This window comes from Rhizobium aureum (assembly GCF_030182495.1).
GTDB classification, from domain to species: domain Bacteria; phylum Pseudomonadota; class Alphaproteobacteria; order Rhizobiales; family Rhizobiaceae; genus Rhizobium; species Rhizobium tropici_C.
The window spans coordinates 96,627-117,820 of the sequence record NZ_JAQJCI010000013.1; the positions used below are offsets into that span (position 1 = coordinate 96,627).

Below are 21,194 nucleotides of genomic sequence, written 5' to 3' on the forward strand. Positions count from 1 at the left end.
GAACCGCTATCAATCCTCAAACCGTGGCGCTTTTTCGTCCAGAAGCGCGTTCACTTCGGCAACGATGGACGGAGCCGCCGCAGGATCGGCAAAAACCGCCTTATGCAGTGCGACGAACTCGGCACCCGTCAGGGCTACGTCCAGCGCCGACTTCGGATCGGTGCCGCCCATGACGATGCAGGGAATCTCGATCATGGAGGCCCACCATTCGCCGAGCGCCAGGTTTTTCGGATGCGCCTCCGGCTTGATGTCGCCGTCCAGCTTGCCGAAGAAGATGTAGTCCGGTCTGAGCTCACCAATCTCCAGCGCGTTATGCCTGTCGGCCGCGTTGCCGCCGCCAACGATCAGCTTCGGCACGAATTTTTCGACGGCTTCGGTAAGTTCGGCAATATTGCCGGCAATGTGCAGCCCGTCGGCTTTGGCCCGGCCGGCTACGCGGCTGTCCCCGGCAACGAGCGCCGCCGCACCCGCCGCCTGCACCACCGGCACCAGCCTTTCCGCATGTTTCTGAAACGTGCCGTCATCCAGCCCGTATTGGGGAATGATCACCGAGGCGACATCCCCGCCCCTCAGCGCATCGGCCACGACCTTTACCTGCTGCTCGATATCGGCAATGTCGGGAACGATGAGAACGAGGCGGCAACGATCTTCGGGCACGGTCATGCGAGCTTCCATGGTTTCGGCTTCCATCGTCAGCGATGGCGCACCGGTTCGATAGTCGTGAGTAAATCCGTTAGCTCTCTCTGACAAGGGGCAGCGGCTGAAACGGCGATCTGTGGCGTAAATCCGGGACATTCTCGGCGCAGCCGATAAGCCCGTCGCGCAATATATCATGCAGCGCACAATTAACTTGCCGCCCCTTGGTGTTTGACGTAGCTTTCGGCCATGTCGACCATGGACCCTTTCGCAGCCATCGCGGATCCGAACCGGCGCTATTTGCTGGAGGAATTGCGCCGCGCACCCAAGACGGTCAACGAATTGGCGCAGGGCCTGCCGATCAGCCGCCCGGCGGTGTCGCAGCACTTGAAGGCGCTCCTCGACAGCAATCTCGTTTCCGTCACCAATGAAGGCACGAAGCGCATATACGCCGTCAACAGCCGCGGTTTCGACAAGCTGAATTTATGGCTGGATCAGTTCTGGTCCTGAAATTATCTTCGCTTTCGCGACTTCAAGAAAATTGCGCCAACCTCTACCCTTGACACTATGATGTTGGCGCATCCGTTTTTTTGGCGGAAATGCTCATCGATCCTGGCTGGAAAAATTTCGATCTGCCTCCCTTGCCCCCAAGATCGATGGCTTCTTGAACTTTAGGGCGTTATGTCAGTGAACTGACGAACGCAGACGTTGGATTTCGTCCTTGACGCGCAGCTTCCTGCGTTTGATGTCGGCTATTTCCGTATCATTGCTAGAGGGAGATGACATTGCCGCATGCAGCGCCTCCTCGAGCGCGACATGTTTCTTTTCGAGCGATTCAAGATGAGCTTGAACAGTCATATGACCCTTCCTTCCTCTTTAAGAGCCCTGACCATCCATTCGCCAAGGCTCTAGGTGTCAACCCTCCCACTGTGCCATAATATCAAGCCTTTGTCGAAGGCGAAAACGTGGCCTATAGACGGCAAATTCGTGATGAAGGATAACTTCCAGTTACCGTCATTTGGTGATAGGAGCTTGCGGGATTCACGAGACGGAACGAATACGATTCCGCTATATGCTGGGGAAATGAACATGGCCGATCAGGAACAGGCGGAAATCAGGCTGATCGTGGCGCGGCTGCGCCAGGAGCACGAGGATTATGACGCCGCAATCAATGCCATGATCCAGACGGGCTGCGATGCCCTTCGAATCCAGCGCATGAAGAAGAAGAAGCTCGTCATCAAGGACAAGCTGACCAAGCTGGAAGACCAAATCATCCCCGATATCATAGCCTGAGGAGTGCAAAGCAACGATGATGACCGAAAGACCGCCTGTCGCCATCATCATGGGAAGCCAGTCCGACTGGGAAACCATGAAGAATGCCGCGGATACTTTGGAAGCGCTTGAAATCACCTATGATGCGCGCATCATCTCGGCTCATCGTACGCCCGACCGGCTGGTGAATTTTGCCAAGGGGGCGAAGGATGAAGGCTTCAAGGTCATCATCGCCGGCGCCGGCGGCGCGGCGCATCTGCCGGGTATGGCGGCTTCCATGACGCCGCTCCCAGTCTTCGGTGTGCCGGTGCAATCCCGTGCGCTCTCCGGGCAGGACAGTCTTCTTTCGATCGTGCAGATGCCGGCCGGCATTCCCGTAGGTACGCTGGCGATCGGCAAGGCCGGCGCGGTCAACGCCGCCCTGCTTGCAGCCGCCGTGCTGGCGCTTGGCGATGAAGAGATCGCCGATCGGCTCGACGAATGGCGCGCCCGCCAGAGTGCCGCGGTCGCCGAATATCCGATGGACGACCTATGAACGCGAAGACGATCGGCATCATCGGCGGCGGCCAGCTTGGCCGCATGCTGGCCATGGCGGCCGCACGCCTGAACTTCCGCACTGTCATCCTCGAGCCCCAGGCCGATTGTCCGGCAGCCCATGTTGCCAATGAGCAGATCGCCGCCGCCTACGACGATGCGGCCGCGCTTGCCGAACTGGCGAAGCGCTGCGATGTCGTGACCTATGAGTTCGAAAACGTGCCGGTGACCGCCGCCGAGGATCTTGCCTTGCAGGTAACGGTCTATCCGCCGCCGAAGGCGCTTGAAATGGCACAGGACCGGCTGATCGAGAAGCGCTTCATCAATGGCTGCGGCATTCCGACGGCCCGCTTCCATGCCGTCGACAGCCAGGAAGACCTGGAAAAGGCGCTCGCCGATTTCGGCGGTCAGGGCGTGCTCAAGACGCGCCGCCTCGGTTACGACGGCAAGGGCCAGCGCGTCTATCGCTCCACCGCCGACAGCGCCGAGGGCGGCTATGCGGCCTTGGGCAGCGTGCCGCTGATTCTGGAGAGTTTCGTCTCTTTCGAGCGCGAAATCTCGATCATCGCTGCTCGCGGCAGTGACGGGAAGGTTGCCTGCTACGATCCGGCCGAGAACGTCCATCGCAATGGCATTCTCCACACCTCCACGCTGCCGGCGAGCATTTCGCAGGAGACGGCGAACACCGCGCGCGAAGCTGCGGAAAAGATATTGACGGCGCTCGGCTATGTCGGCGTCATCGGCATCGAGTTCTTCGTGCTGGCCGATGGCAGCCTGATCGCAAATGAAATGGCGCCGCGCGTCCATAATTCCGGCCATTGGACGGAAGCCGCCTGCGTCATCTCGCAGTTCGAGCAGCATATCCGTTCCGTCGCCGGCCTGCCGCTCGGAAATCCTCAGCGTCATTCGGACTGTGTCATGACCAATCTGATCGGCGATGACATCAAGGCATTGCCGGAATGGCTGCTCCTTGACGACACGCTGGTGCATCTCTACGGCAAGACCGAAGCACGGCCAGGCCGCAAGATGGGGCATGTCACACAGCTTCTGCGCTGAGAGCCGTGGGAAAAAGCCCCTGACATGGTTGACAGGCCCGGTATGACAGGGTATTTGCTCCCCACCCTAAAGAGCGCGCCCCGAGCGCGCTTTTGATTGTTAAAAGACCCGGGCGAATGTGACATTCCCCCTCAGAGATCGCGGATCAGAAAAATGAAGATCAAGAATTCGCTCAAGTCGCTCAAGGCGCGTCACCGTGACAACCGTCTGGTTCGCCGCAAGGGCCGTATCTACATCATCAACAAGCTGAACCCGCGCTACAAGGCTCGTCAGGGCTGATATAGCGCGCGGCTCGGATCCTATGGATCCGACGCTCAGTTTTAGTTGATCGCATCAAATTTGGTTTTGATCTTCGACATTGGCGGGCTACTATGCCCGCCATGCGCGTTTTTGCTTTGTCATATCTAGCCCTGCCGATTCTGCTTGCTCTGACGGCCTCCGCTCCCCATCCGGCGTTCGCGGACGAACCGAACATAATGGAGAAGAAGGGTCCCGATGATCCCTCCGGCAGCCTGTCGCCGAAGCAACGGCTCGATAATCTCTTTACGGCGCTGAAGCGCCAGCGCGATCCCGATCAGGCCAGCCTGATCGCAGATCAGATCAATGCCGAACTCAGCGATTCCGGCAGCGCCACGATCAATCTCCTGATGCAATGGGCCGACAAGGCCATCCAAGAGAAGCGCAATGCCGCCGCCATGGACTATCTGGATCAGGTGATCTCGCTGAAACCAGACTATGTTGAAGGCTGGAATCGCCGCGCGACTCTGAATTTCGCGATCGGCGACTATCGCAAGTCGATGGAAGACATCAATCAGGTCCTACGCATAGAGCCGCGCCATTTCGGCGCACTGGCCGGCATGGCGGCGATCCTGACCGAACGTGATAATGATGCGCTCGCCCTCAGGGCCTGGGAGCGCTTTCTGGAAGTGTATCCGGCGAATCGGTCAGCGCAGGAAGAAGCCGGCAAGCTCTCGGAAAAGGTTGCCGGCAGCCGCACCTGATACCGTGGCCGCGAACGCTCATCCCTTGGCTGATTGGAAGGGATGAAAAACCGCAGGAATGCGCTAGATTAGTGTCTTACGATATTTGATCTGTGCCGCAATGTTCGATTCTCTTCTCGCCGCCATTGTCCTGCTTCTTGCCATTGCCGCGGGCTTCTCCGCCTACAAGACGCGCGCCATCGAGCAGACCTATCCGAATATCGGCGAGCTCACCGACATCGGCGGCTATCGCCTCAACGCCGTGCATCTGCCGCGCCCGGCGACGGCGGACCTGCCGGCTCTGGTCTTCATCCATGGCGCCAGCGGCAATCTGCGCGATCAGTTCGAAGCCTTTGCGGCACCTTTGCGCGGCCGGGCCGAGATGCTGTTCGTCGATCGGCCGGGCCACGGCTATTCCGAACGCGGGACTGCTGAAAATGCCCTTCCCTCCGGCCAGGCCGATGCTATCGCAAGGCTGATGGATGGGCGCGGCATCAAGAGCGCCATCATCATCGGTCACTCCTTCGGCGGCGCCATCGCCGCCGCCTTCGGCATGCGCCATCCCGAAAAAACGGCGGGATTGCTCTTCCTCGCCCCGGCAACACATCCCTGGTCCGGCGGCGTCGACTGGTACTACACGCTCGCCGCCATGCCCGTCCTGGGCTGGCTCTTTACCCAGCTCTTCGTCATCCCGATCGGCCTGCGCCGGGTCGATACCGGCACGCTCAACATCTTCCATCCGAATGCCCGGCCGGCGGACTACGTCATGAAGACAGCGCCGGAACTCGTATTGCGGCCGCGGACCTTCCGCAACAACGCAATCGATGTCGTCAATCTCTTTGCCTATGTCTCTACCCATGCGCCGCGCTACAGCGAGATCAAGGCACCTACTGTCATCATTACCGGCGACAGCGATGATATCGTGCTGGAGGAATTGCATTCGCGCGGGCTTGCGCAGGATATCGCCGGTGCCAAACTCATCACCATCCGCAATCTCGGCCACAAGCCGGATTATGTGACGACGGATGTTGCGATCGCGGCCATCGAACATCTGGGGGGCCAGCCGCGCGATCTGGAAATAGTGGCAGCCGAGGCCGAAATCCGTATAGCCAACCTGTCGAAAGAACCTTCCAAATCCAGCGCCGGATCTCAGGCGGTGATGACATCATGAGCCGGCGCATCCTCCAATATCCGGCTCTTCGGCACGGTCTCGATGGTCTGCCGCACCGCCTGCAGCATGATCGACGCCAGCCGTTCCGTCGCCGGGCTAGCCTCCGCCTCGGCACGATGCAGCACGAGATCAAGCTTCGGCAAAGCCGGCAGACCCGCTTCATTAGGCGTTAATTGCCGCACCTTCTGCGGCAGGCCGAGCGGCGTGCGCAGTGTCAGACCGAGGCCCGCTGCCGTCGCAGCCCAAAGGCCGCCGAGGCTTGGGCTGACGAAGGATATCCGCCAGCCGATACCAGCCCGATCGAGCGTCTTCGTGGCGATATTACGCAACAGGCATGGCGCTTCCAGCGACGCCAATGGCATGACCTCACCGCTATCGGCACGCCACTGAATCGTGCCATTGGCCGGACCGACCCAGCAGAGCGGTACTTCGGCTATACGGTCCGTATAAGCAGTGCGGAAACCGTCGCTCCAGGCAAGCGCCAAGTCGAGCTTGCCTGAGGTCACCCGCTCAATCAGTTCCGCATTGCGTACGACCCGCGCCTCGATGCGCACCTTTGGATGGGCGCGGGCAAAACGGCCAAGCACTTCGGGCAATAGGGTTTCCCCGAAATCCTCCTGCAGACCCAGGCGCACCCAGCCCTCAAGCTCGGTCCCATGCAGCGCCGTGGCCGCCTCGTCGTTCAGATCCAGCAGCCGCCGGGCATAGCCAAGCATCGTCTCGCCGGCCTCCGTCAGCGCCAGCCCACGCCCCGCCTTGCGGAAGATTGGCGTACCCGCCTGCTCCTCCAGCTTCTTCAGCTGGGCGCTGATGGCGGAGGTCGAACGCCCGAGCCTGTCGGCCGCCTTGGCATAGCTGCCGAGATCCATGCCGGTGACGAAACTGCGCAGTACATCGAGATCGAAGATGACTTTTCGCATGGAGAATCATCCATATTTTTGGGACTATAAATCCAGAATTATCTGATTTTCAGGATGATTATCCGCTGGCATTCAGTGCTCGTCAAGTGAAACGGAAACAGGAGCACCCCATGCCATTCACCCGCATCACCCTTCTGCGCGGCAAGTCGCCGGAATATCTCAAGGCGCTTTCGGATAATTTCCACCGCGCTCTGGTCGAAGCCTTCGACGTGCCGCCGACAGATCGCTTCCAGTCCATTCATCAGCTGGAGCCACATGAGCTCATCTTCGATCGGACCTATTTCGCCAGCAAGCCGCGTTCGGACAACTACATCTTCTTCGACGTCACCATCGGCAAGCCCCGCAGTACCGAGGTCAAGAAGACCTTCTATCGCCGGGTCGCCGAACTTCTTGCCGATTCGCCCGGTATCCGTCCCGAGGACATCATGATCACCATCACGACGGCGACACGCGAGGATTGGTCCTTTTCGGACGGCATCGCGCAAATGATCGAACAGGCTTGAGAGCCATGCCTCAGACCACATCTACCCCGTCGCCCGCCATCCATCGCGCCGGCACGAATATGCGGCCATCGCCCGAGGGCATCGCCACGGCCTCCTTCCTGGTGGAGTCGCTGGTGGAGAATGGCGAGAACGGCGGCCTCACAGCCATGCGCTGCGAACTCGAACCCGGCGTCATGACACGCTGGCATACGCATCCGCACGGACAGATCCTCTATGTCCTGTCCGGCGTCGGGCTTGCCGAACGTTTCGGCGGCCCGGCGGAGGAACTGCGCGCCGGCGACTGTATCAGCTTCGCGCCCAACGAGCGCCATCGGCACGGTGCGGCGCCGGAGAATGCCTTCTCCTATATCAGCATCCAGGCGGCGCAGGATGGCAGCGCCGTGACCTGGCTGGAGGAATGACCGATGATCGCCATGCAATATAACTTCCCCCTCCCCGCGGATTACGACATGACGATCATCGATCGCCGTATCCGCGACAAAGGTCCCCTGCTCGACAACCTTCCGGGCTTGAAATTCAAGGCCTACCTGACGGCGAGAAAGGGCGATGCCGTCACGGGAAGCCAGCAGAATTTCTATTCCCCCTTCTACGTGTGGCAGGAGGGAGAAGGCCTGAGCGACTTCGTCTGCGGCCCCGGCTTCCTCGCCCTGACCGAGAATTTCGGCCGCCCCCAGGTCAACACCTGGATCGCCTGGCACGCCGAGATATCTGCGGGTATCCGCCGCGCCAAATTCGCGACACGCGAGGTGGTCACGATCGATGCCGGAACCTCGCTCGCCGAGCTCCGCGCGAGCGAAACTGAGGCGGCAGCGCAAGCCCTCTCGAACAGCGAAGCACTGGCCTCGGTCGCCGCCTTCGAGCCGACCCACTGGACGTTGGTGCGCTTCCGCCTGCTGGCCGAGCCGCCGAAAGATCCGGCCAGGTCTGGTCTGCAGATCTACGACGTCGGGCATCTCTCGCTGCCCAACCTCGCCTGAAGTGTCACGGAGACAATCTCCTTGTTTCAAAGGGAAGCGGCGCGCTTTATGGAGGGAAAGCCTTTCTAATCAGAAGAGTGATCCGTCCATGGTCGATATCGCAATGATCGAAGCCGCTCGCACTCGCCTCGGCGGTCGGGCGCGGCGCACACCACTTCTCTCCTCGCCTTTTCTCGATGAGATCGCCGGGCGCCGCCTGTTCGTGAAAGCCGAATGCCTGCAGCACTCCGGCTCCTTCAAGTTTCGCGGCGGCTGGTCGGCTGTTTCGGCGCTGGAGCCGGCCGTGCGTTCGAGAGGCGTCATCGCCTTCTCCTCCGGCAATCATGCCCAGGGCGTGGCGTTGGCCGCCAAGCTGCACGGCATTCCCTCTGTCATCATCATGCCGGCGGATGCGCCGAAGCTGAAGATCGCCAATACCCGCGCCTTCGGCGCCGAAGTCGTGCTCTATGATCGCGTGAAGGAAGATCGCGACGAGATCGGCGCCCGTATTTCCAAGGAGCGAGGCCTGACTCTCATCAAGCCCTTCGACGAACCGCAGGTGATTGCCGGCCAGGGAACGACCGGGCTGGAAATCGCCGAACAAGCGGCAGAGGAAGGCATCGAGACAGCCAGCGTCCTGGTTCCTTGTGGCGGTGGCGGGTTGACCTCGGGTATCGCACTCGCGCTCGAATCCCGCGCGCCGGGTTTCAAGGTACGCCCGTGCGAACCGGAAAATTTCGACGACACCGCCCGTTCGCTGGTTTCGGGTAAGATCGAGCGCAATGCCGCGCTGCAAGGCTCGATCTGCGATGCCATCATCAGCCCCCAGCCGGGCGATATCACTTTTCCGATCATGAAGCGCCTCTGCGGCCCCGGCCTAGTCGTCACGGACGAGGAAGCGCAGAAAGCCATGGCGCTCGCCTTCACCCGTTTGAAGATCGTCGTTGAACCGGGCGGCGCCGTCGCACTCGCGGCAGCGCTCTTCCACGGCAGGCACATCGACGGCGATACGGTGATCGCAGTCACGTCGGGCGGCAATGTCGACAGGGAAGTTTTTGAGGCGGCATTGAGCCGTCAATAACCTCAATTCACGGCGCGACGATACAGCGCCAGCGACCCGGCAAGAGCCAGCAGCGCGCCGCCACAGGCGCGCTCCAGCCATTTAGCCCCTTCCGACTTCAGGACGCGGACCGCCTGCGAACCGAAGACCGCGTAGCCGAACATGATCATAAAATCGAGTGCGGCGAAGACGGCGCCCAGCACGACATATTGCTGCAGCTGCGGCCCAGAAGGGTCTATGAACTGCGGCAGGAAGGCCGAGAAGAAGAGATAGCCCTTCGGATTGGTCACGGCGACCATGAAACTCTTCAGGCCGATGGCAAAGGCCGTACCCTTCGCCTGGCTCGCGCTCGCCTGCAACGCACCCTCGATACTTCCCTTCGACCGCAGCATCATGATGCCGAGAAAGGCGAGATAAGCCGCACCCACGCACTTCAGCGCCGAGAACCAGAATTCCGAAGCCGCAAGCAGGGCACCGAGGCCGATAGCGACGGCGCTGATCAGAACGGCATCGGAAAGGACGGCCCCGATCATGCCCGGCAAGGCGCGCCTGACGCCGAAACGCGAACCATTGGTCAGCGCCAGCAGCACAGTCGGCCCCGGCGTCGCGATACCGATGAAGGAAACGGCGGCGAAGGCAAGCAGCGTGGTGAGATGCATGGAGTCCCCTCCTTTTGGAATGAGCAAGGGTTGCATGTGGGAAGGTGGTTAGCAAGGGGGCTTGGCGGAGGCTTTCAGTCTACCGCACCTATGATACCCCCTCTGTCGCTATCGCGACATCTCCCCCACAAGGGGGGAGATTGGTGACCCGCGGCATCGACACGCCTCCAACCAACTTTGTATCCGCAGAGACTGAAGCGCGTTGTATCGTTAAAGGCGCCTGCAAACTCCAAACGATCTCCCCTCTTGTGGCAGGGCTATCGCATATGGAGGCGGACGAGCACCATAAGCTCCTCTCCCCTCGGGGAGAAGGTGGCCCGAAGGGTCGGATGAGGGGGTTATCTATTTGAATTCATGAATTTTAGTGGTCTTGGCGGGCACCCCCCTCATCCGCCTGGCGGCACCTTCTCCCCGCTGGGGAGAAGGGGGACAGCGGCGATCTCCGCTCATATGCGATACCCCTACCCTTGTGGGGGAGATGTCACGCAGTGACAGAGGGGGTATGCACCTCCGCAAACTCGATCAGCTATGGATAAATCTCCCAGCTGCCGAACTACCCCACCAACCCCGCATCTTTCGCCGCCAGCGCGCCAATCGCCGACCAGTCCAGCTCCTCGCCGCCATGCGCCAGCAGGTTGAGGAACCGGTCACGCAGCAGGCTCGCCAATGGCAGCGGCACGTTCAGCGCCTCGCCGGCAGCGAGCGCCAGCCGGATATCCTTCTGGCCGAGCGGTGCGGCGAAACCGGCTGGTTGGAACTTGCGATCCGCGATCAGCCCGCCATAGGTCTTGTAGACAGGCGCGTTGAAGAGCGTCGAGGTCAAGAGATCGAGATAGGCATGCCGGTCGACACCGCCCTTCTCGACCAGCGCCATAGCCTCGCCCAGCGACTCGATGACCGAAGCGATGAGGAAATTGCCGCTGACCTTGACGAGATTGGCTGCCTTCGGCTCCTCGCCGAGGACGAAAGTCCGCTGACCGATCGCGTCGAAGAGCGGCGTAACCGACTGGATGGCGTCTGGCGCACCCGCGGCGGCAACGAAAAGCTTCGCCGCAGCAGCAGCGTCCGGACGGCCGAAGACGGGCGCGGCAACGAAGCGCTGGCCCACCGCGGTGTGCTCTTTGGTGAGCCGCTCGGACATCGCCACGCTGATTGTGCTTGCAGAGATATGGACTGCACCCTTACCAAGGCTTGCCAGAACGCCGCCATCGCCATGGACGACGGCCGATAGCGCATCGTCATGTGCGAGCATGGTGAAGACTGCCTCGCCGGCGCACGCTTCCGCCACGGTCGCCGCAACCTTGGCGCCCTCGCCGGCCAGAGCCTCGGCCTTGTCGCGCGAACGATTGTAGACGGTCACCTCATGCCCGGCCTTGATAAGATTGACGGCCATGGCACTGCCCATCTGGCCCAATCCGATAAATCCGACTTTCATTGGCATATCTCCTTCTTCATCCGCCTACCTGGGATTGCAGGCGCTTCGGCTCAAGAAAAAACCCGCCGTCTTTCGACAGCGGGTTTCGGATGTTTGAGGCGCTGCCGCAATCAGATGTCGGCAATCACACGCCGGACTGACCGTCCGAACCGATATAGGCAATGCGCAGCATGTTGGTGGCACCGGGCGTACCGAGCGGCACGCCGGCCGAAATGATGATGCGGTCACCCGGCTTGCCGAAGCCTTCCTCGGCAACGATACGGCAGGCATTGTTGACCATGTCGTCGAGGTCGGTCGCATCGTGGGTAACAACGCAATGCATGCCCCAGACGACGGACAGGCGACGCGCCGTCTGGATGATCGGCGACAGCGCCAGGATCGGAACCTGCGGACGCTCGCGCGAGGCGCGCAGGCCGGTCGTGCCCGACGAGGTGTAGCAGACGATGGCGGCGAGCTTCAGAGTCTCGGCGATCTGACGGGCGGCGAGCGAGATCGCATCGGCGCCGGTCGCTTCCGGAAGCGCACGCTGTGCATAGATGATGCCCGGATAATGCGGCTCGCGCTCGATCGTGCCGGCGATCGAAGCCATCATGGAAACGGCTTCGACCGGATAGTCGCCGGAGGCGGATTCTGCCGACAGCATGACGGCATCGGCGCCTTCGAAGACGGCGGTCGCGACGTCGGACACTTCAGCGCGGGTCGGGACCGGCGCGGAGATCATCGATTCCAGCATCTGCGTGGCAACGACCACCGGCTTGCCGGAGCGGCGGCAGGCGCGGATCAGCTGCTTCTGAATGCCGGGAACGGCTTCCAGCGGCATTTCCACGCCGAGGTCGCCACGGGCCACCATCAGCGCGTCGGAAAGCTCGATGATTTCCTCGATGCGCTCGACGGCCTGCGGCTTCTCGATCTTCGACATCAGGCCGACGCGGCCATGGGAGATCTTGCGGACTTCCGTCAGGTCTTCCGGACGCTGGATGAAGGAAAGCGCCACCCAGTCGACTTCGTTGGTGGCGAGAACGGCATCGAGATCGGTGCGATCCTTGTCGGTCAGCGCGCCGACGCCAAGCAGCGTGTCGGGCAGGCTGACGCCCTTGCGGTCGGAAATCTTCGTGCCCGAAATGACCGTGGTGACGATGCTCTTGCCGTCGCACTTCTCGGCACGCAGCGCCAGCTTGCCGTCATCGATCAGCAGGCGATGGCCGGGCTGAACCGATTCCAGGATTTCCGGATGCGGCAGGAACACGCGCGTGTTGTCGCCGGGCGTATCCTGATTGTCGAGCGTAAACGTCTGGCCGGGCTTGAGATCGACCTTGCCTTCGGCAAACTTGCCGACACGCAGCTTGGGACCCTGCAAATCGGCGAGAATTCCGATCGGGCGGCCACAGCGGGCTTCGACGGCGCGAATGCGCTGGATCAGCGTGCGCATCAGGTCATGGCTGGCATGGCTCATGTTGATGCGGAACAGATCTGCCCCGGCCTCATGGAGCTTCTGGATCATTTCCTCCGAAGAGGATGCCGGACCGAGCGTTGCGAGGATTTTGACTTTGCGGTTTCGTCTCATCAATTCTGGCTTTCCTGGCTGCCCGAGGTATCGGAGAGCTGAACCATCCAGCTTGCCTGACGCCCCGTGTCGTATTCCTTGAATCCCATCTTTTGGTAGCCACGAGCGTAGCAGTCTTTCACACCTGGGATTTTGAATTCATTTTCCGCCACGCACATTTCGACGTCGCCCGTCCAGCGGCCGCCGCGAGCCGCATCTTCTGCGTAGAGATAATAATAGCGGGATTGAAGCGGCCCCTCGATCAGCGTGGCACAGGTGGTCGCCGGAACCTGCCACCATCCCTCCGTCACCCAGCCATCCTTCGCACGGTAGCCGATCGCGACACCGACGAGATTCTGCGTGCCGTTGCAAACGCGGAAGTCGGCATGAGCCGCATTTGGCATGAAGAAGAACGGCGCTGCCGCGGCGAGAATGAGGAAGGCGATTCGGGCGAGCGGACCTGACCGCTTAACGAAACGTGGCGCGACTTGGCTGGACACGGCTTCCAATTGGCTCCCGGTTATTCGTTGTTGCGTCTTCTTGCGCCGCCATCCCATGAATGTCAACGCAACTCTAATCGATTATATTTTCTTCGCGGGATGGTGACGGCGCCCCGCGCCGTTCCTCATCCGGTCGAAGCTGCAAACCTTGCACCTTCCATCCGCACATGCAATCAAACAAAGAGTTGAAAATTTCGATAACCGACAATCTGCATGACCGACTTCAGACCATTCGAAATCATATCCGGCAATCGTGACAAAGGCATGGTCATTCTTGGCGATCACGCCATGCGGCATCTACCTGAGCGCTATGGCAGCCTCGGCCTGCCGGAAGCCGCCTTCTCCCGCCACATTGCCTACGACATCGGTATCGAAAGCCTGTGCCGTCATCTCTGCGAGAGGTTGGGTGTGCCTGGCGTCCTCGGCGGCTTTTCCCGCCTGCTGATCGATCCGAACCGCGGCGAGGACGATCCGACCCTGATCATGAAGATCTCGGACGGGGCGATCATCCCAGGCAATCACCCGATCACGAATGAAGAGTGGAATTACCGCATCCAAGCCTTCCACCGGCCCTACCATCAAGCCGTCGACGAGACGATTTCAGCGGTGGCCACAACGACGGGCAAGGCACCTCTGATCCTGTCGCTGCACTCCTTCACGCCGGCGTGGAAGGGTGTTCCTCGGCCCTGGCATGCAAGCGTGCTCTGGGATAACGACGATCGCGCCGTCGCGCCGCTCCTTGCAAAGCTCGGCGCCGATACCAATCTCGTCATTGGTGACAATGAGCCGTATGACGGTGCGTTGCGCAACGACACGATGTTCCGCCATTGCATGATGAAGGGCATTCCGCATGCACTGTTGGAAGTCCGGCAGGATCTGATCGGCGACGAGGCCGGCATTGCCGAATGGGCCGATCGCCTGGCACCGATTTTCGCGGAGATAAACGCCGATCCGGCGCTCCATGAATATAAGCAATATCCTTCGCGCACCGGTCCTTACGAGATCTACTAGGCCGGCAAGCGAACAGAGGAGTAACAGATGACCACGCTCACCAAGGAACAAGAGACCGAGCTTGAGGCCGCCGCCTTCCGCCGCCTCGTGGCACACTTGCGCGAACGCAGCGACGTTCAGAACATCGACCTGATGAACTTGGCCGGTTTCTGCCGCAACTGCCTCTCCAACTGGTATCGCGAAGCGGCCGAAGAGGCAGGCCTCCCCGTCAGCAAGGATGAGTCCCGGGAAATGATCTACGGCATGTCCTACGAGGATTGGAAAAACCTGCACCAGAAAGAAGCCTCGCCTGTGCAAAAAGCCGCTTTCGAGCAGAACAAGCCAAAAGATTAACGCTCCCTTCACCAATCCGGCTTGACCTTGCGCGCCATTCGCGGCACGTCAACTGCCCGATCGAATTCGAAATCCCGCGCAAGCCCTGAAGCGATGTGCCCCTATCGGTGACCGACCGATCTCATCTGCGACCGGCTGTAAGCGACCCTTTGAGACCCTTTAGGAGAAGTGCATGGAAGAGAACAGCGTCGAGAACGTGGCCGCGGCGGAACTGCGTCAATTCATCGAGCGCATCGAGCGCCTCGAAGAAGAAAAGGCCGCCATCCAGTCCGATATCAAGGATGTGATGGGCGAAGCCAAGGGCCGCGGCTACGACACCAAGGCGATCCGCACCATCATCCGCCTTCGCAAGAAGGACGCGAACGAACGTCTGGAAGAAGAATCCATCCTGCAGACCTACATGGCCGCACTCGGCATGGAATAATCGAGGCTTCACAAGCCTTGCGAGACGATCGGGAGCCGGTTTGCCGGCTCCTTTCTTTTTAAGCGCATCACTCTGCGAAAAGACGACCGATCAATTCGGCGGCACTCCCCTGCCACAGCTCGCCCCTGCCGGTTCCCGACCAGAGAGACAGGAAATCCGGCAATCCCTTCGCCGTCGACGCAGCACGTATGTCCCGCGTGAATTTGTTCTGCGCCGGAAAGGCAAGGATGGCGTCCGGCTTCCCATCCATCTCGTCCATGAAGCGGTTCTCGATCCCGCGCGCAAAGCGGCCCGAAAAGGCGCGTGTCGTGCGCGTCCTGCGTTCCGATGTTTCGACAAGCTTCTTGCGATAGGGAGCCGACGTTCCGGCCTCCGTGCAGGCAAGGAAGGCCGTGCCCATCTGCACGACCTGCGCACCCGCCTGCAGCGCCGCCCGGATATCGCTCGGGGTCATGATACCGCCGGCTGCAATCAGCGGCACGCGAATGGTGCCGACGCATTGCGCCAGGAGATCGCGCATGCCGATTTCCGGATCCGCTGCCCCGGCATCGAAAATGCCGCGGTGCCCGCCCGCTTCGAAGCCCTGCAGCACGATCGCATCCACGCCGCTGTCTTCCAGTGCCCTCGCCTCCTCAAGCGTCGTCGCCGTGCCGATCAGCGGGATACCAGCCTTTTTCGCCTCGCGGATATGGTCGATGGGGAGCAGACCGAAGACGAAGCTGAAACATGCCGGTTTGACGCGCAACACGGCTTCGAATTGCGCGTCGAAATCCTCCTCATAGGGAGCCGCAAGCTGCGGCGAAGGCAGCTCCAGTTCCTGTCTGTACCGGGCGGTCGCCGCCACTGCGCGCTCAAGCCGATCGGCCGCAACTTCGGGAATCGAATGCGGAATGAAAAGATTGATCGAAAACGGACGATCGGTTCGCTGGCGCACCTGATCCGCAAAGGCCTCGATGGCAGCGGCATTGGAATAGGCGCCCCCCATGGCACCGAGCGCTCCTGCAGCCGACGCAGCCGCCACAAGCTCCACCGATGAGGGACCGCCCGCCATCGGCGCAACGATCAGCGGGTGCTTCAAACCGAGTTGGCGAAAGAGATTGTGGTCCGCAGCAGCCGGCATATCCGTCTTCCTTTCGGCAGTGTCTGTTTCCGTCTCAATGCAACATAGGTGCCGGCACAGCGCTTTCCTAGGATCGGTCGAGGGCCGATGTGCGAGCCTCGATGGCGGCAATCACAGACATCATATCGAGCCGTCCGTTGCCGAGGTCCACGCTTTCTCCATAGAGCGTGCGGCAGAGATCGAGAACTGGCGACGCCATGCCGGCGGCGTGCGCCGCCTGGGCGATCATGTTTGTGCTGTTGAACGCATCGGCGGTTGCGGCCTGCACTGAAAAATCCCTGGCGATGAGCTTCGGAATTTTCACGCGTGTCAGGTCGCTCGCCATGGGACCGGAATCGATCGCGGCCTGGAAGGTGGTGAGATCGAGCCCGTTTCTCTCGGCAAAATGCGCCGCCTCGGCCAACCCCGCCAGCATCGTGCAAAGATAGAGATTGACTGTCAGTTTCATCAGCAGCGCATTGCCGATGGGACCGCAGAGGATCGTTTCGCGGCACATGGGCGCAAGCAGCGGTCGCACTTCGGCGACCGTCTCCGCGTCGCCGCCGAGCATCGCGACGAGCTGCGCCGTCTCTGCAGGCTTGCGCGAGCCCGAAACCGGCGCCTCGACATAGCGCCCGCCGGCGGCGAGAATATCGGCGGCAAGCCCACGCGAATAGCCCGGCGAATTGCTTCCCATCGAAACCACGACATGCCCGATGACCAGCTTGGCAAAGCCCGGCGTCCCGCGCTGCAGGACCTCATCCAGCACCGTTTCGTTGACGAGCATCAGAATGACGACGCGCGTGCGCGCAAACACCTCCTCGGCACTCGCCGCCACCGCGGCATTCGCCTCGCGCAACGGATCGGCCGCTGCCGCAGAGCGGTTCCAGACCACCAGCCTAGTGCCTGATTTTGCAAGATTGAGAGCCATCGGCTGGCCCATGACGCCAAGGCCGACAAAACCGATCTCCTCGCCCGGCTCACCGCCGGAACGTTCGCTGACGCTGGTCATCACAACAACTCCGATGTTTCGGGTGACGATGCGATCTCTGGAGCAATTCCAGGAAAAGTGCGCAGCTGTTTTCCGTCCGGAATTGCGTGAAACAAAGAGATTGAGCGGTTCAGATATTTTACGAAAAGCTGAACCGTTCTTGTGTCAGAGCCGACGGGAGAGCTCATATGCCTTTCCCGCCGGGTATCGGTTCATGGTCCGCTTAGAACAGGCGGTCCAGCCACTCATTCTTATCCGGCGCCCGGCCGAACTGGATATCGGTCAGCGCGGCCTTCAGGCGCTGTGTCGTCACGCCGGCATTGCCATCGCCAATGATGAAGCTATGTTTGCGGCCCTTGACCTTGCCGATCGGCGTCACGACAGCCGCCGTGCCGCAAGCGAAGGATTCGCGCAGGCGCCCGCTCTCGGCATCGGCCTGCCACTGCTCGATCGAATAGGGCTCTTCGCGGACAGTCAGGCCCATGTCGCGCCCGAGCTTGATCAGCGAATCGCGCGTGATGCCCGGCAGGATCGTGCCGGTCAGCGGCGGCGTCTGCAGAGATCCATCATCGAAGACGAAGAAGACGTTCATGCCACCAAGCTCCTCGATCCAGCGCTTTTCGACGGCATCGAGGAAGACGACCTGATCGCAGCCTTCGCGCTGACCTTCGGCCAATGCGGCAAGGCTTGCCGCATAATTGCCGCCGCACTTGGCCGCACCCGTGCCGCCAGGAGCCGCGCGGGTGAAATTCTCCGAGACCCAGAGCGTGACAGCCGATCCACCGCCCTTGAAAAAGGAGGCGACCGGGGAAGCAATGACGCAGTAGATGTATTCTGCCGATGGCTTTGTGCCGAGAGCGACTTCCGTGCCGATCAGGAACGGCCGGAGATAGAGCGACGAACCTTCCGCAGTCGGGATCCATTCGCGATCGATCTTGACCAGCTCGCGAACGGACTCGACGAAGAGCTCTTCCGGCAAGCGCGGCATGGCCAGCCGCTCGGCCGAATTCTGGAAACGCCGTGCGTTGGCGCTCGGACGGAAGAGGGCTGCCCCACCATCGGGCAGGTGGTAGGCCTTCATGCCTTCGAAGATTTCCTGCGCATAATGAAGCGCCACGGTCGCTGGATCGAGAGGCAGCGCCTTGCGCGCCTCAATCTTGGCGCTGTGCCAGCCCCGGTCCTGCGAATAGCGGATGGTCGCCATATGATCGGTGAAGATGCGACCGAAACCCGGATTTTGCAGCAGCGCTTCGCGCTCGCTGGCCGTTGCAGGATTCGGATTTTTCTCGATGGCGAAGGTTAACGTGTCGCCGTTGCTCATGGCTCCTCCAATGCTTCTTTTATCGCGGTTTTCGCCGCCCATCTCCCGAAGGATGGTTTAAATCAAATCGGGTGGTATTTGATTGCGTTTACGCCTGTTCCTGCGCAAGTTTAAGAGTGATTTTCAGAAATTTATGAGGCAAATCGTCATTTCCCTTCCCCAGCCGGCGCGCCCCTCATACCAACCTCCTGTCACAGCGCTTTCGCAACCGCTTCGGCGGCCGCCGCCCCGGTCTCGTAGGCACCATGCGCCGTCGAGTATCGCGCCCTCGAACAGGCTTCCCCGGCAAAGAACAACCGATTATCGCGGGCGGCGGCCAATACCCCGCGAAGATCGGACGCGCCGGGCGTCGCGTAGGAATAGGACCCGCCGACGAAGGGTTCGCCCGCCCAGGCGGACCTGATAAGGGGCGACAATGTTGCGCCGACATCCGAACCGAAGACGCGCTTCAGCTGTTCCACTGAAAAAGCAAACATCGCCTCCATGCCTTGCCGTTCCAGATCAAGCGCAAGATCACCGGCAAAATAGGCTTCGATCACAGGCGCGCCGAACGGCCTCAGCTGGTAGGCACCTGTTCGGCGATTGTGCTGCGATCCCATGACATGCGTATCCTCCGGAAACATATCCGGCTCGGCAATGCGAATGAAAAGCTTGTTGGCCAGGCCGAGCGGCAGACGCGATGCGGCCTCGATCTTCTCCGGCAAATGCGGCCAGAAGGCGATGCGTTCGGCCGCCAGGACATTGGTGGAGACGGTGACGATGACGGTCTTTACCCGCAGCTCGCCCTTGCTCGTGGAAAGCACGATGTGGGCGGCGCCGCTATGGTCGATGTGACCGACCTCGACGCCAAGGACGGTCGGCACGGGCAGGCCATAGGTCGCAACCAGCGTTCCGTAGCCCTGCCGCACCCGCCAATCCGGGCCAGGACCGGGATCATAGCGGCCAAGGTCGATCACCGAGGACTTGTCGAGCTCTCCTCCGGTCATGAACGCGCCGACGGCATGGATCCGTTCACTCCAAGGATCGTCCGGTGCCACCAGGGTCGAAAGATCCGCATCATCTTCGCCTTCATAAGCATAGGCGCGTCCGAAAAATCCGTTCACGGCGGCGCCCGCGGCCTTTACCCCGGGATCGTCTTGCTCGAGCCGATGCCCGCCATCGCTCCAGGGCGCGGGCGTGCGATCGACGGTCAGGCCGACTTCTTCGGCGATTCCGGTCCAGGCATTGGTACGCGCGCCATGCAGCCAGCCGCAGCCGAGGTCGAGCGCGGTTCCACCCACACCGGACGGATGGACCGTGCGCGCGCGACCGCCGACGCGATCGGAGGCTTCCAGCAACAGGATAGAGAGATCCGGACGAAGCCGCTGCAATTGCCGGGCAGCGCCCACACCTGCGGCTCCGGCACCGATCACGGCAACGTCGACCTCGCCGCCTTTCCAGGACTCGATGGGCATTCCAATTCCTTTGCGCGCATGCACCGGAGAGCGATCCGCCGCGCACGATAATAGACGATGGGAGGCCCGCCAATCCGCCAGCGCAGGCCTCATCGCTCATCTGTAGCCGACCTCGACACAGCATGTAAACGGGCACGGTTGCCCATACCAAATTGCCGCATTGAGCTGAAACGGCGAATGTCGTACGTGCTTCATCCAGGCAGACAATGGAGAGAGATCATGCGCAAGCGGGTCTTCGCAACAAGGCAATGGCTGGTGCGCATCCCGTGCGCCGTCGCATTGAAATATCTCGGCTCCCAATCCGCCTGGACGCCTAGTTTTGGAGGCAATGATGCCGACACAGCTCAATAAGACGGCCGCCGGCCGCCGCGCCACGTTCAAGCCTCACCCGCAGACACCGATGTTCACGAAAGAATGGTCCTTTCCGGCCATTCTCACCGTCTTTCTGTTCGGTGTCTGTGGCCTGATCGCCTATTTCACATGGACCCTCATGCCACCGGCCACGCCGATGAGAAACCATGTCGGCAGCCCCATCACGCTCACCGATCACAATGGGCAGACCATTGCGGATCGCGCTCCTGCACCGGAAAAGCAGCCATGACCGGTGCCGCCGTGAATTGGCGACCGCCCGTTATCCGAGGATGCATTTTTTGACGAAATGCATCCAGCTGTCGTTGCGCCGGATGGTCGCTCGCGGCAAACCGAACGGATCGTCGGCCGACCGCGCGCGGCCGCGCCGGGTCGTCGTTGCGGCGCTATAGCCCGCCTCATAGGTCAATACGCGATCGAGCGGCGTTTCGTCACCATAGGGAAAGCAGAAGGACGAGATGCCCTCGTCGAGCAGGTCTTCCAGCAGCTCGCGCGAATGCGTGATCTGGCGCCGTGCCTCTTCCATCGGCAATCGCGGGAGGCGTACATGATCGAGCGTGTGCGATCCTACCTCGTGCCCCAGGCTGTGCCAGTGGCGCAATTGTTCGACCGACATGCAGGGCGCATGCGCCACGCCGATGGGCGTATCCCAGACATTGCTGCCGCCGATCTGGTTCACCACCACGAAATTCGTGGCCGTGAAGCCGAACTCCTGCAACACCGGCAATGCATTCTCGTAAACATTGGCATAGCTGTCGTCGAAGGTGATGGCGGCGACCCTGCCGGATTTTTCTCCCCGGACGTAGGGCATTGCCTCACGCAGCGTCATGCCCTGAATGCCAAGCCTTTTCAGCCACTCCATCTGACGATGGAAGGCTTCGGGATGAACGACCATGCTTCTATACGGCGCCTTGCGCGACGGCGGCACCGCAATCTGATGATAAGCGAGAATTGGAACGGTCACGAT

General features: G+C 61.1%; 27 protein-coding genes. 15 read left to right on the forward strand and 12 right to left on the reverse strand.

The features are described 5' to 3' along the window. Window positions 1-9: 9 nt before the first annotated feature. On the reverse strand, window positions 10-663 hold the full coding sequence (locus PH552_RS24525; RefSeq protein WP_169645312.1) for a thiamine phosphate synthase: 654 nt from the start codon (window positions 661-663) through the stop codon (window positions 10-12). Window positions 664-885: 222 nt separating this feature from the next. On the opposite strand from PH552_RS24525, the gene PH552_RS24530 reads away from it, so the two are divergent. After that, window positions 886-1,146 carry an ArsR/SmtB family transcription factor gene (locus PH552_RS24530; RefSeq protein ID WP_034476040.1) on the forward strand — a complete coding sequence of 87 codons (261 nt, stop codon included), beginning with the start codon at window positions 886-888 and terminating at the stop codon, window positions 1,144-1,146. A gap of 174 nt (window positions 1,147-1,320) precedes the next feature. On the opposite strand, the gene PH552_RS24535 is transcribed toward PH552_RS24530, so the two are convergent. Beyond that, a complete protein-coding gene (locus PH552_RS24535; RefSeq protein WP_069613224.1) occupies window positions 1,321-1,494 on the reverse strand; it encodes a YdcH family protein in 174 nt (57 codons plus the stop codon). A 231-nt stretch (window positions 1,495-1,725) separates the two neighbouring features. Here PH552_RS24535 and PH552_RS24540 point away from each other — a divergent pair, with 231 nt between their 5' ends. The 6 genes from PH552_RS24540 to PH552_RS24565 all read left to right on the forward strand — a co-directional run bounded on the left by PH552_RS24540 (window position 1,726) and on the right by PH552_RS24565 (window position 5,649). Next, window positions 1,726-1,929 carry a YdcH family protein gene (locus PH552_RS24540; RefSeq protein WP_075851912.1) on the forward strand — a complete coding sequence of 68 codons (204 nt, stop codon included), beginning with the start codon at window positions 1,726-1,728 and terminating at the stop codon, window positions 1,927-1,929. 19 nt (window positions 1,930-1,948) lie between these two features. Further along, window positions 1,949-2,443: a 5-(carboxyamino)imidazole ribonucleotide mutase gene (gene purE / locus PH552_RS24545; RefSeq protein WP_069613329.1), complete on the forward strand. Its 495-nt coding sequence runs from the start codon at window positions 1,949-1,951 to the stop codon at window positions 2,441-2,443. After that, window positions 2,440-3,498, forward strand: coding sequence for a 5-(carboxyamino)imidazole ribonucleotide synthase (locus PH552_RS24550; protein ID WP_285166329.1), 1,059 nt, complete (start codon window positions 2,440-2,442; stop codon window positions 3,496-3,498). Before purE ends, PH552_RS24550 begins: the two co-directional genes overlap by 4 nt. Before the next feature lie 153 nt (window positions 3,499-3,651). Further along, entirely contained in the window at window positions 3,652-3,777 is a 126-nt protein-coding gene (gene ykgO / locus PH552_RS24555; protein ID WP_003582204.1) for a type B 50S ribosomal protein L36, read from the forward strand. Between the two features lie 92 nt (window positions 3,778-3,869). Next, window positions 3,870-4,499 (forward strand): tetratricopeptide repeat protein, encoded by a 630-nt coding sequence (locus PH552_RS24560; RefSeq protein WP_113249978.1) that lies wholly within the window; start codon window positions 3,870-3,872, stop codon window positions 4,497-4,499. Between the two features lie 100 nt (window positions 4,500-4,599). Further along, window positions 4,600-5,649 (forward strand): alpha/beta fold hydrolase, encoded by a 1,050-nt coding sequence (locus PH552_RS24565; RefSeq protein WP_285166330.1) that lies wholly within the window; start codon window positions 4,600-4,602, stop codon window positions 5,647-5,649. Here PH552_RS24565 and PH552_RS24570 read toward each other — a convergent pair. Continuing rightward, window positions 5,628-6,569 (reverse strand): LysR substrate-binding domain-containing protein, encoded by a 942-nt coding sequence (locus PH552_RS24570; RefSeq protein WP_113249980.1) that lies wholly within the window; start codon window positions 6,567-6,569, stop codon window positions 5,628-5,630. The two genes, PH552_RS24565 and PH552_RS24570, sit on opposite strands and share 22 nt — an antisense overlap. Before the next feature lie 110 nt (window positions 6,570-6,679). Here PH552_RS24570 and PH552_RS24575 point away from each other — a divergent pair, with 110 nt between their 5' ends. The 4 genes from PH552_RS24575 (at window position 6,680) to PH552_RS24590 (ending at window position 9,109) form a co-directional block, all read left to right on the forward strand. Next, window positions 6,680-7,072, forward strand: coding sequence for a tautomerase family protein (locus PH552_RS24575; RefSeq protein ID WP_145644504.1), 393 nt, complete (start codon window positions 6,680-6,682; stop codon window positions 7,070-7,072). 5 nt (window positions 7,073-7,077) lie between these two features. After that, window positions 7,078-7,473 (forward strand): cupin domain-containing protein, encoded by a 396-nt coding sequence (locus PH552_RS24580; protein ID WP_145644503.1) that lies wholly within the window; start codon window positions 7,078-7,080, stop codon window positions 7,471-7,473. 3 nt (window positions 7,474-7,476) lie between these two features. Further along, window positions 7,477-8,049, forward strand: a complete 573-nt coding sequence (locus PH552_RS24585) for a DUF4865 family protein (RefSeq protein ID WP_145644502.1) — start codon at window positions 7,477-7,479, stop codon at window positions 8,047-8,049. Between the two features lie 88 nt (window positions 8,050-8,137). Beyond that, entirely contained in the window at window positions 8,138-9,109 is a 972-nt protein-coding gene (locus PH552_RS24590) for a threonine ammonia-lyase (protein WP_145644501.1), read from the forward strand. 2 nt (window positions 9,110-9,111) lie between these two features. On the opposite strand, the gene PH552_RS24595 is transcribed toward PH552_RS24590, so the two are convergent. The 4 genes from PH552_RS24595 to PH552_RS24610 form a co-directional block, all read right to left on the reverse strand. After that, window positions 9,112-9,747 carry a LysE family translocator gene (locus PH552_RS24595; protein ID WP_145644500.1) on the reverse strand — a complete coding sequence of 212 codons (636 nt, stop codon included), beginning with the start codon at window positions 9,745-9,747 and terminating at the stop codon, window positions 9,112-9,114. Window positions 9,748-10,300: 553 nt separating this feature from the next. Continuing rightward, a complete protein-coding gene (locus PH552_RS24600) occupies window positions 10,301-11,182 on the reverse strand; it encodes an NAD(P)-dependent oxidoreductase (RefSeq protein WP_145644499.1) in 882 nt (293 codons plus the stop codon). 124 nt (window positions 11,183-11,306) lie between these two features. Continuing rightward, a complete protein-coding gene (pyk, locus tag PH552_RS24605) occupies window positions 11,307-12,746 on the reverse strand; it encodes a pyruvate kinase (protein ID WP_112343350.1) in 1,440 nt (479 codons plus the stop codon). Beyond that, window positions 12,746-13,234 carry a DUF1036 domain-containing protein gene (locus PH552_RS24610; protein ID WP_112343349.1) on the reverse strand — a complete coding sequence of 163 codons (489 nt, stop codon included), beginning with the start codon at window positions 13,232-13,234 and terminating at the stop codon, window positions 12,746-12,748. The genes pyk and PH552_RS24610 overlap by 1 nt, the downstream gene beginning before the upstream one ends. 204 nt (window positions 13,235-13,438) lie before the next feature. Here PH552_RS24610 and PH552_RS24615 point away from each other — a divergent pair, with 204 nt between their 5' ends. From PH552_RS24615 to PH552_RS24625, 3 genes are all read left to right on the forward strand, one after another. Then, complete coding sequence (locus PH552_RS24615; RefSeq protein ID WP_145644498.1) at window positions 13,439-14,236, forward strand: N-formylglutamate amidohydrolase; 798 nt, start codon at window positions 13,439-13,441, stop codon at window positions 14,234-14,236. A 27-nt stretch (window positions 14,237-14,263) separates the two neighbouring features. Further along, window positions 14,264-14,569 carry a DUF1244 domain-containing protein gene (locus PH552_RS24620; protein WP_112343347.1) on the forward strand — a complete coding sequence of 102 codons (306 nt, stop codon included), beginning with the start codon at window positions 14,264-14,266 and terminating at the stop codon, window positions 14,567-14,569. Window positions 14,570-14,741: 172 nt separating this feature from the next. Beyond that, window positions 14,742-14,993, forward strand: a complete 252-nt coding sequence (locus PH552_RS24625; RefSeq protein WP_069613239.1) for a DUF2312 domain-containing protein — start codon at window positions 14,742-14,744, stop codon at window positions 14,991-14,993. A 67-nt stretch (window positions 14,994-15,060) separates the two neighbouring features. Here the strand turns inward: PH552_RS24625 and PH552_RS24630 are convergent, their stop codons facing one another. The 4 genes from PH552_RS24630 to PH552_RS24645 all read right to left on the reverse strand — a co-directional run bounded on the left by PH552_RS24630 (window position 15,061) and on the right by PH552_RS24645 (window position 19,858). Beyond that, a complete protein-coding gene (locus tag PH552_RS24630) occupies window positions 15,061-16,113 on the reverse strand; it encodes an NAD(P)H-dependent flavin oxidoreductase (RefSeq protein WP_113249988.1) in 1,053 nt (350 codons plus the stop codon). A 67-nt stretch (window positions 16,114-16,180) separates the two neighbouring features. Beyond that, window positions 16,181-17,104: an NAD(P)-dependent oxidoreductase gene (locus PH552_RS24635; protein WP_145644496.1), complete on the reverse strand. Its 924-nt coding sequence runs from the start codon at window positions 17,102-17,104 to the stop codon at window positions 16,181-16,183. Between the two features lie 202 nt (window positions 17,105-17,306). After that, on the reverse strand, window positions 17,307-18,404 hold the full coding sequence (locus tag PH552_RS24640) for a branched-chain amino acid aminotransferase (RefSeq protein WP_113249990.1): 1,098 nt from the start codon (window positions 18,402-18,404) through the stop codon (window positions 17,307-17,309). A gap of 191 nt (window positions 18,405-18,595) precedes the next feature. Beyond that, window positions 18,596-19,858, reverse strand: coding sequence for a flavin monoamine oxidase family protein (locus PH552_RS24645; RefSeq protein WP_145644494.1), 1,263 nt, complete (start codon window positions 19,856-19,858; stop codon window positions 18,596-18,598). 331 nt (window positions 19,859-20,189) lie between these two features. On the opposite strand from PH552_RS24645, the gene PH552_RS24650 reads away from it, so the two are divergent. Then, window positions 20,190-20,459 carry a hypothetical protein gene (locus PH552_RS24650; RefSeq protein WP_112343342.1) on the forward strand — a complete coding sequence of 90 codons (270 nt, stop codon included), beginning with the start codon at window positions 20,190-20,192 and terminating at the stop codon, window positions 20,457-20,459. A gap of 30 nt (window positions 20,460-20,489) precedes the next feature. Here the strand turns inward: PH552_RS24650 and PH552_RS24655 are convergent, their stop codons facing one another. Then, entirely contained in the window at window positions 20,490-21,191 is a 702-nt protein-coding gene (locus PH552_RS24655; RefSeq protein WP_113249992.1) for a polysaccharide deacetylase family protein, read from the reverse strand. Between the last annotated feature and the right edge of the window lie 3 nt (window positions 21,192-21,194).

Coding starts and splice junctions, on each gene's coding strand:
- PH552_RS24620 (WP_112343347.1), top strand. CDS start 14,264: ATGACCACGCTCACCAAGGAACAAGAGACCGAGCTTGAGGCCGCCGCC.
- PH552_RS24635 (WP_145644496.1), bottom strand. CDS start 17,104: ATGACCAGCGTCAGCGAACGTTCCGGCGGTGAGCCGGGCGAGGAGATC.
- PH552_RS24550 (WP_285166329.1), top strand. CDS start 2,440: ATGAACGCGAAGACGATCGGCATCATCGGCGGCGGCCAGCTTGGCCGC.
- pyk (WP_112343350.1), bottom strand. CDS start 12,746: ATGAGACGAAACCGCAAAGTCAAAATCCTCGCAACGCTCGGTCCGGCA.
- PH552_RS24575 (WP_145644504.1), top strand. CDS start 6,680: ATGCCATTCACCCGCATCACCCTTCTGCGCGGCAAGTCGCCGGAATAT.
- PH552_RS24585 (WP_145644502.1), top strand. CDS start 7,477: ATGATCGCCATGCAATATAACTTCCCCCTCCCCGCGGATTACGACATG.
- PH552_RS24625 (WP_069613239.1), top strand. CDS start 14,742: ATGGAAGAGAACAGCGTCGAGAACGTGGCCGCGGCGGAACTGCGTCAA.
- PH552_RS24630 (WP_113249988.1), bottom strand. CDS start 16,113: ATGCCGGCTGCTGCGGACCACAATCTCTTTCGCCAACTCGGTTTGAAG.
- PH552_RS24565 (WP_285166330.1), top strand. CDS start 4,600: ATGTTCGATTCTCTTCTCGCCGCCATTGTCCTGCTTCTTGCCATTGCC.
- PH552_RS24540 (WP_075851912.1), top strand. CDS start 1,726: ATGGCCGATCAGGAACAGGCGGAAATCAGGCTGATCGTGGCGCGGCTG.
- PH552_RS24595 (WP_145644500.1), bottom strand. CDS start 9,747: ATGCATCTCACCACGCTGCTTGCCTTCGCCGCCGTTTCCTTCATCGGT.
- PH552_RS24645 (WP_145644494.1), bottom strand. CDS start 19,858: ATGCCCATCGAGTCCTGGAAAGGCGGCGAGGTCGACGTTGCCGTGATC.
- PH552_RS24530 (WP_034476040.1), top strand. CDS start 886: ATGTCGACCATGGACCCTTTCGCAGCCATCGCGGATCCGAACCGGCGC.
- PH552_RS24640 (WP_113249990.1), bottom strand. CDS start 18,404: ATGAGCAACGGCGACACGTTAACCTTCGCCATCGAGAAAAATCCGAAT.
- PH552_RS24525 (WP_169645312.1), bottom strand. CDS start 663: ATGACCGTGCCCGAAGATCGTTGCCGCCTCGTTCTCATCGTTCCCGAC.
- PH552_RS24650 (WP_112343342.1), top strand. CDS start 20,190: ATGCCGACACAGCTCAATAAGACGGCCGCCGGCCGCCGCGCCACGTTC.
- PH552_RS24570 (WP_113249980.1), bottom strand. CDS start 6,569: ATGCGAAAAGTCATCTTCGATCTCGATGTACTGCGCAGTTTCGTCACC.
- PH552_RS24580 (WP_145644503.1), top strand. CDS start 7,078: ATGCCTCAGACCACATCTACCCCGTCGCCCGCCATCCATCGCGCCGGC.
- PH552_RS24560 (WP_113249978.1), top strand. CDS start 3,870: ATGCCCGCCATGCGCGTTTTTGCTTTGTCATATCTAGCCCTGCCGATT.
- PH552_RS24590 (WP_145644501.1), top strand. CDS start 8,138: ATGGTCGATATCGCAATGATCGAAGCCGCTCGCACTCGCCTCGGCGGT.
- purE (WP_069613329.1), top strand. CDS start 1,949: ATGACCGAAAGACCGCCTGTCGCCATCATCATGGGAAGCCAGTCCGAC.
- PH552_RS24535 (WP_069613224.1), bottom strand. CDS start 1,494: ATGACTGTTCAAGCTCATCTTGAATCGCTCGAAAAGAAACATGTCGCG.
- PH552_RS24600 (WP_145644499.1), bottom strand. CDS start 11,182: ATGAAAGTCGGATTTATCGGATTGGGCCAGATGGGCAGTGCCATGGCC.
- PH552_RS24615 (WP_145644498.1), top strand. CDS start 13,439: ATGACCGACTTCAGACCATTCGAAATCATATCCGGCAATCGTGACAAA.
- ykgO (WP_003582204.1), top strand. CDS start 3,652: ATGAAGATCAAGAATTCGCTCAAGTCGCTCAAGGCGCGTCACCGTGAC.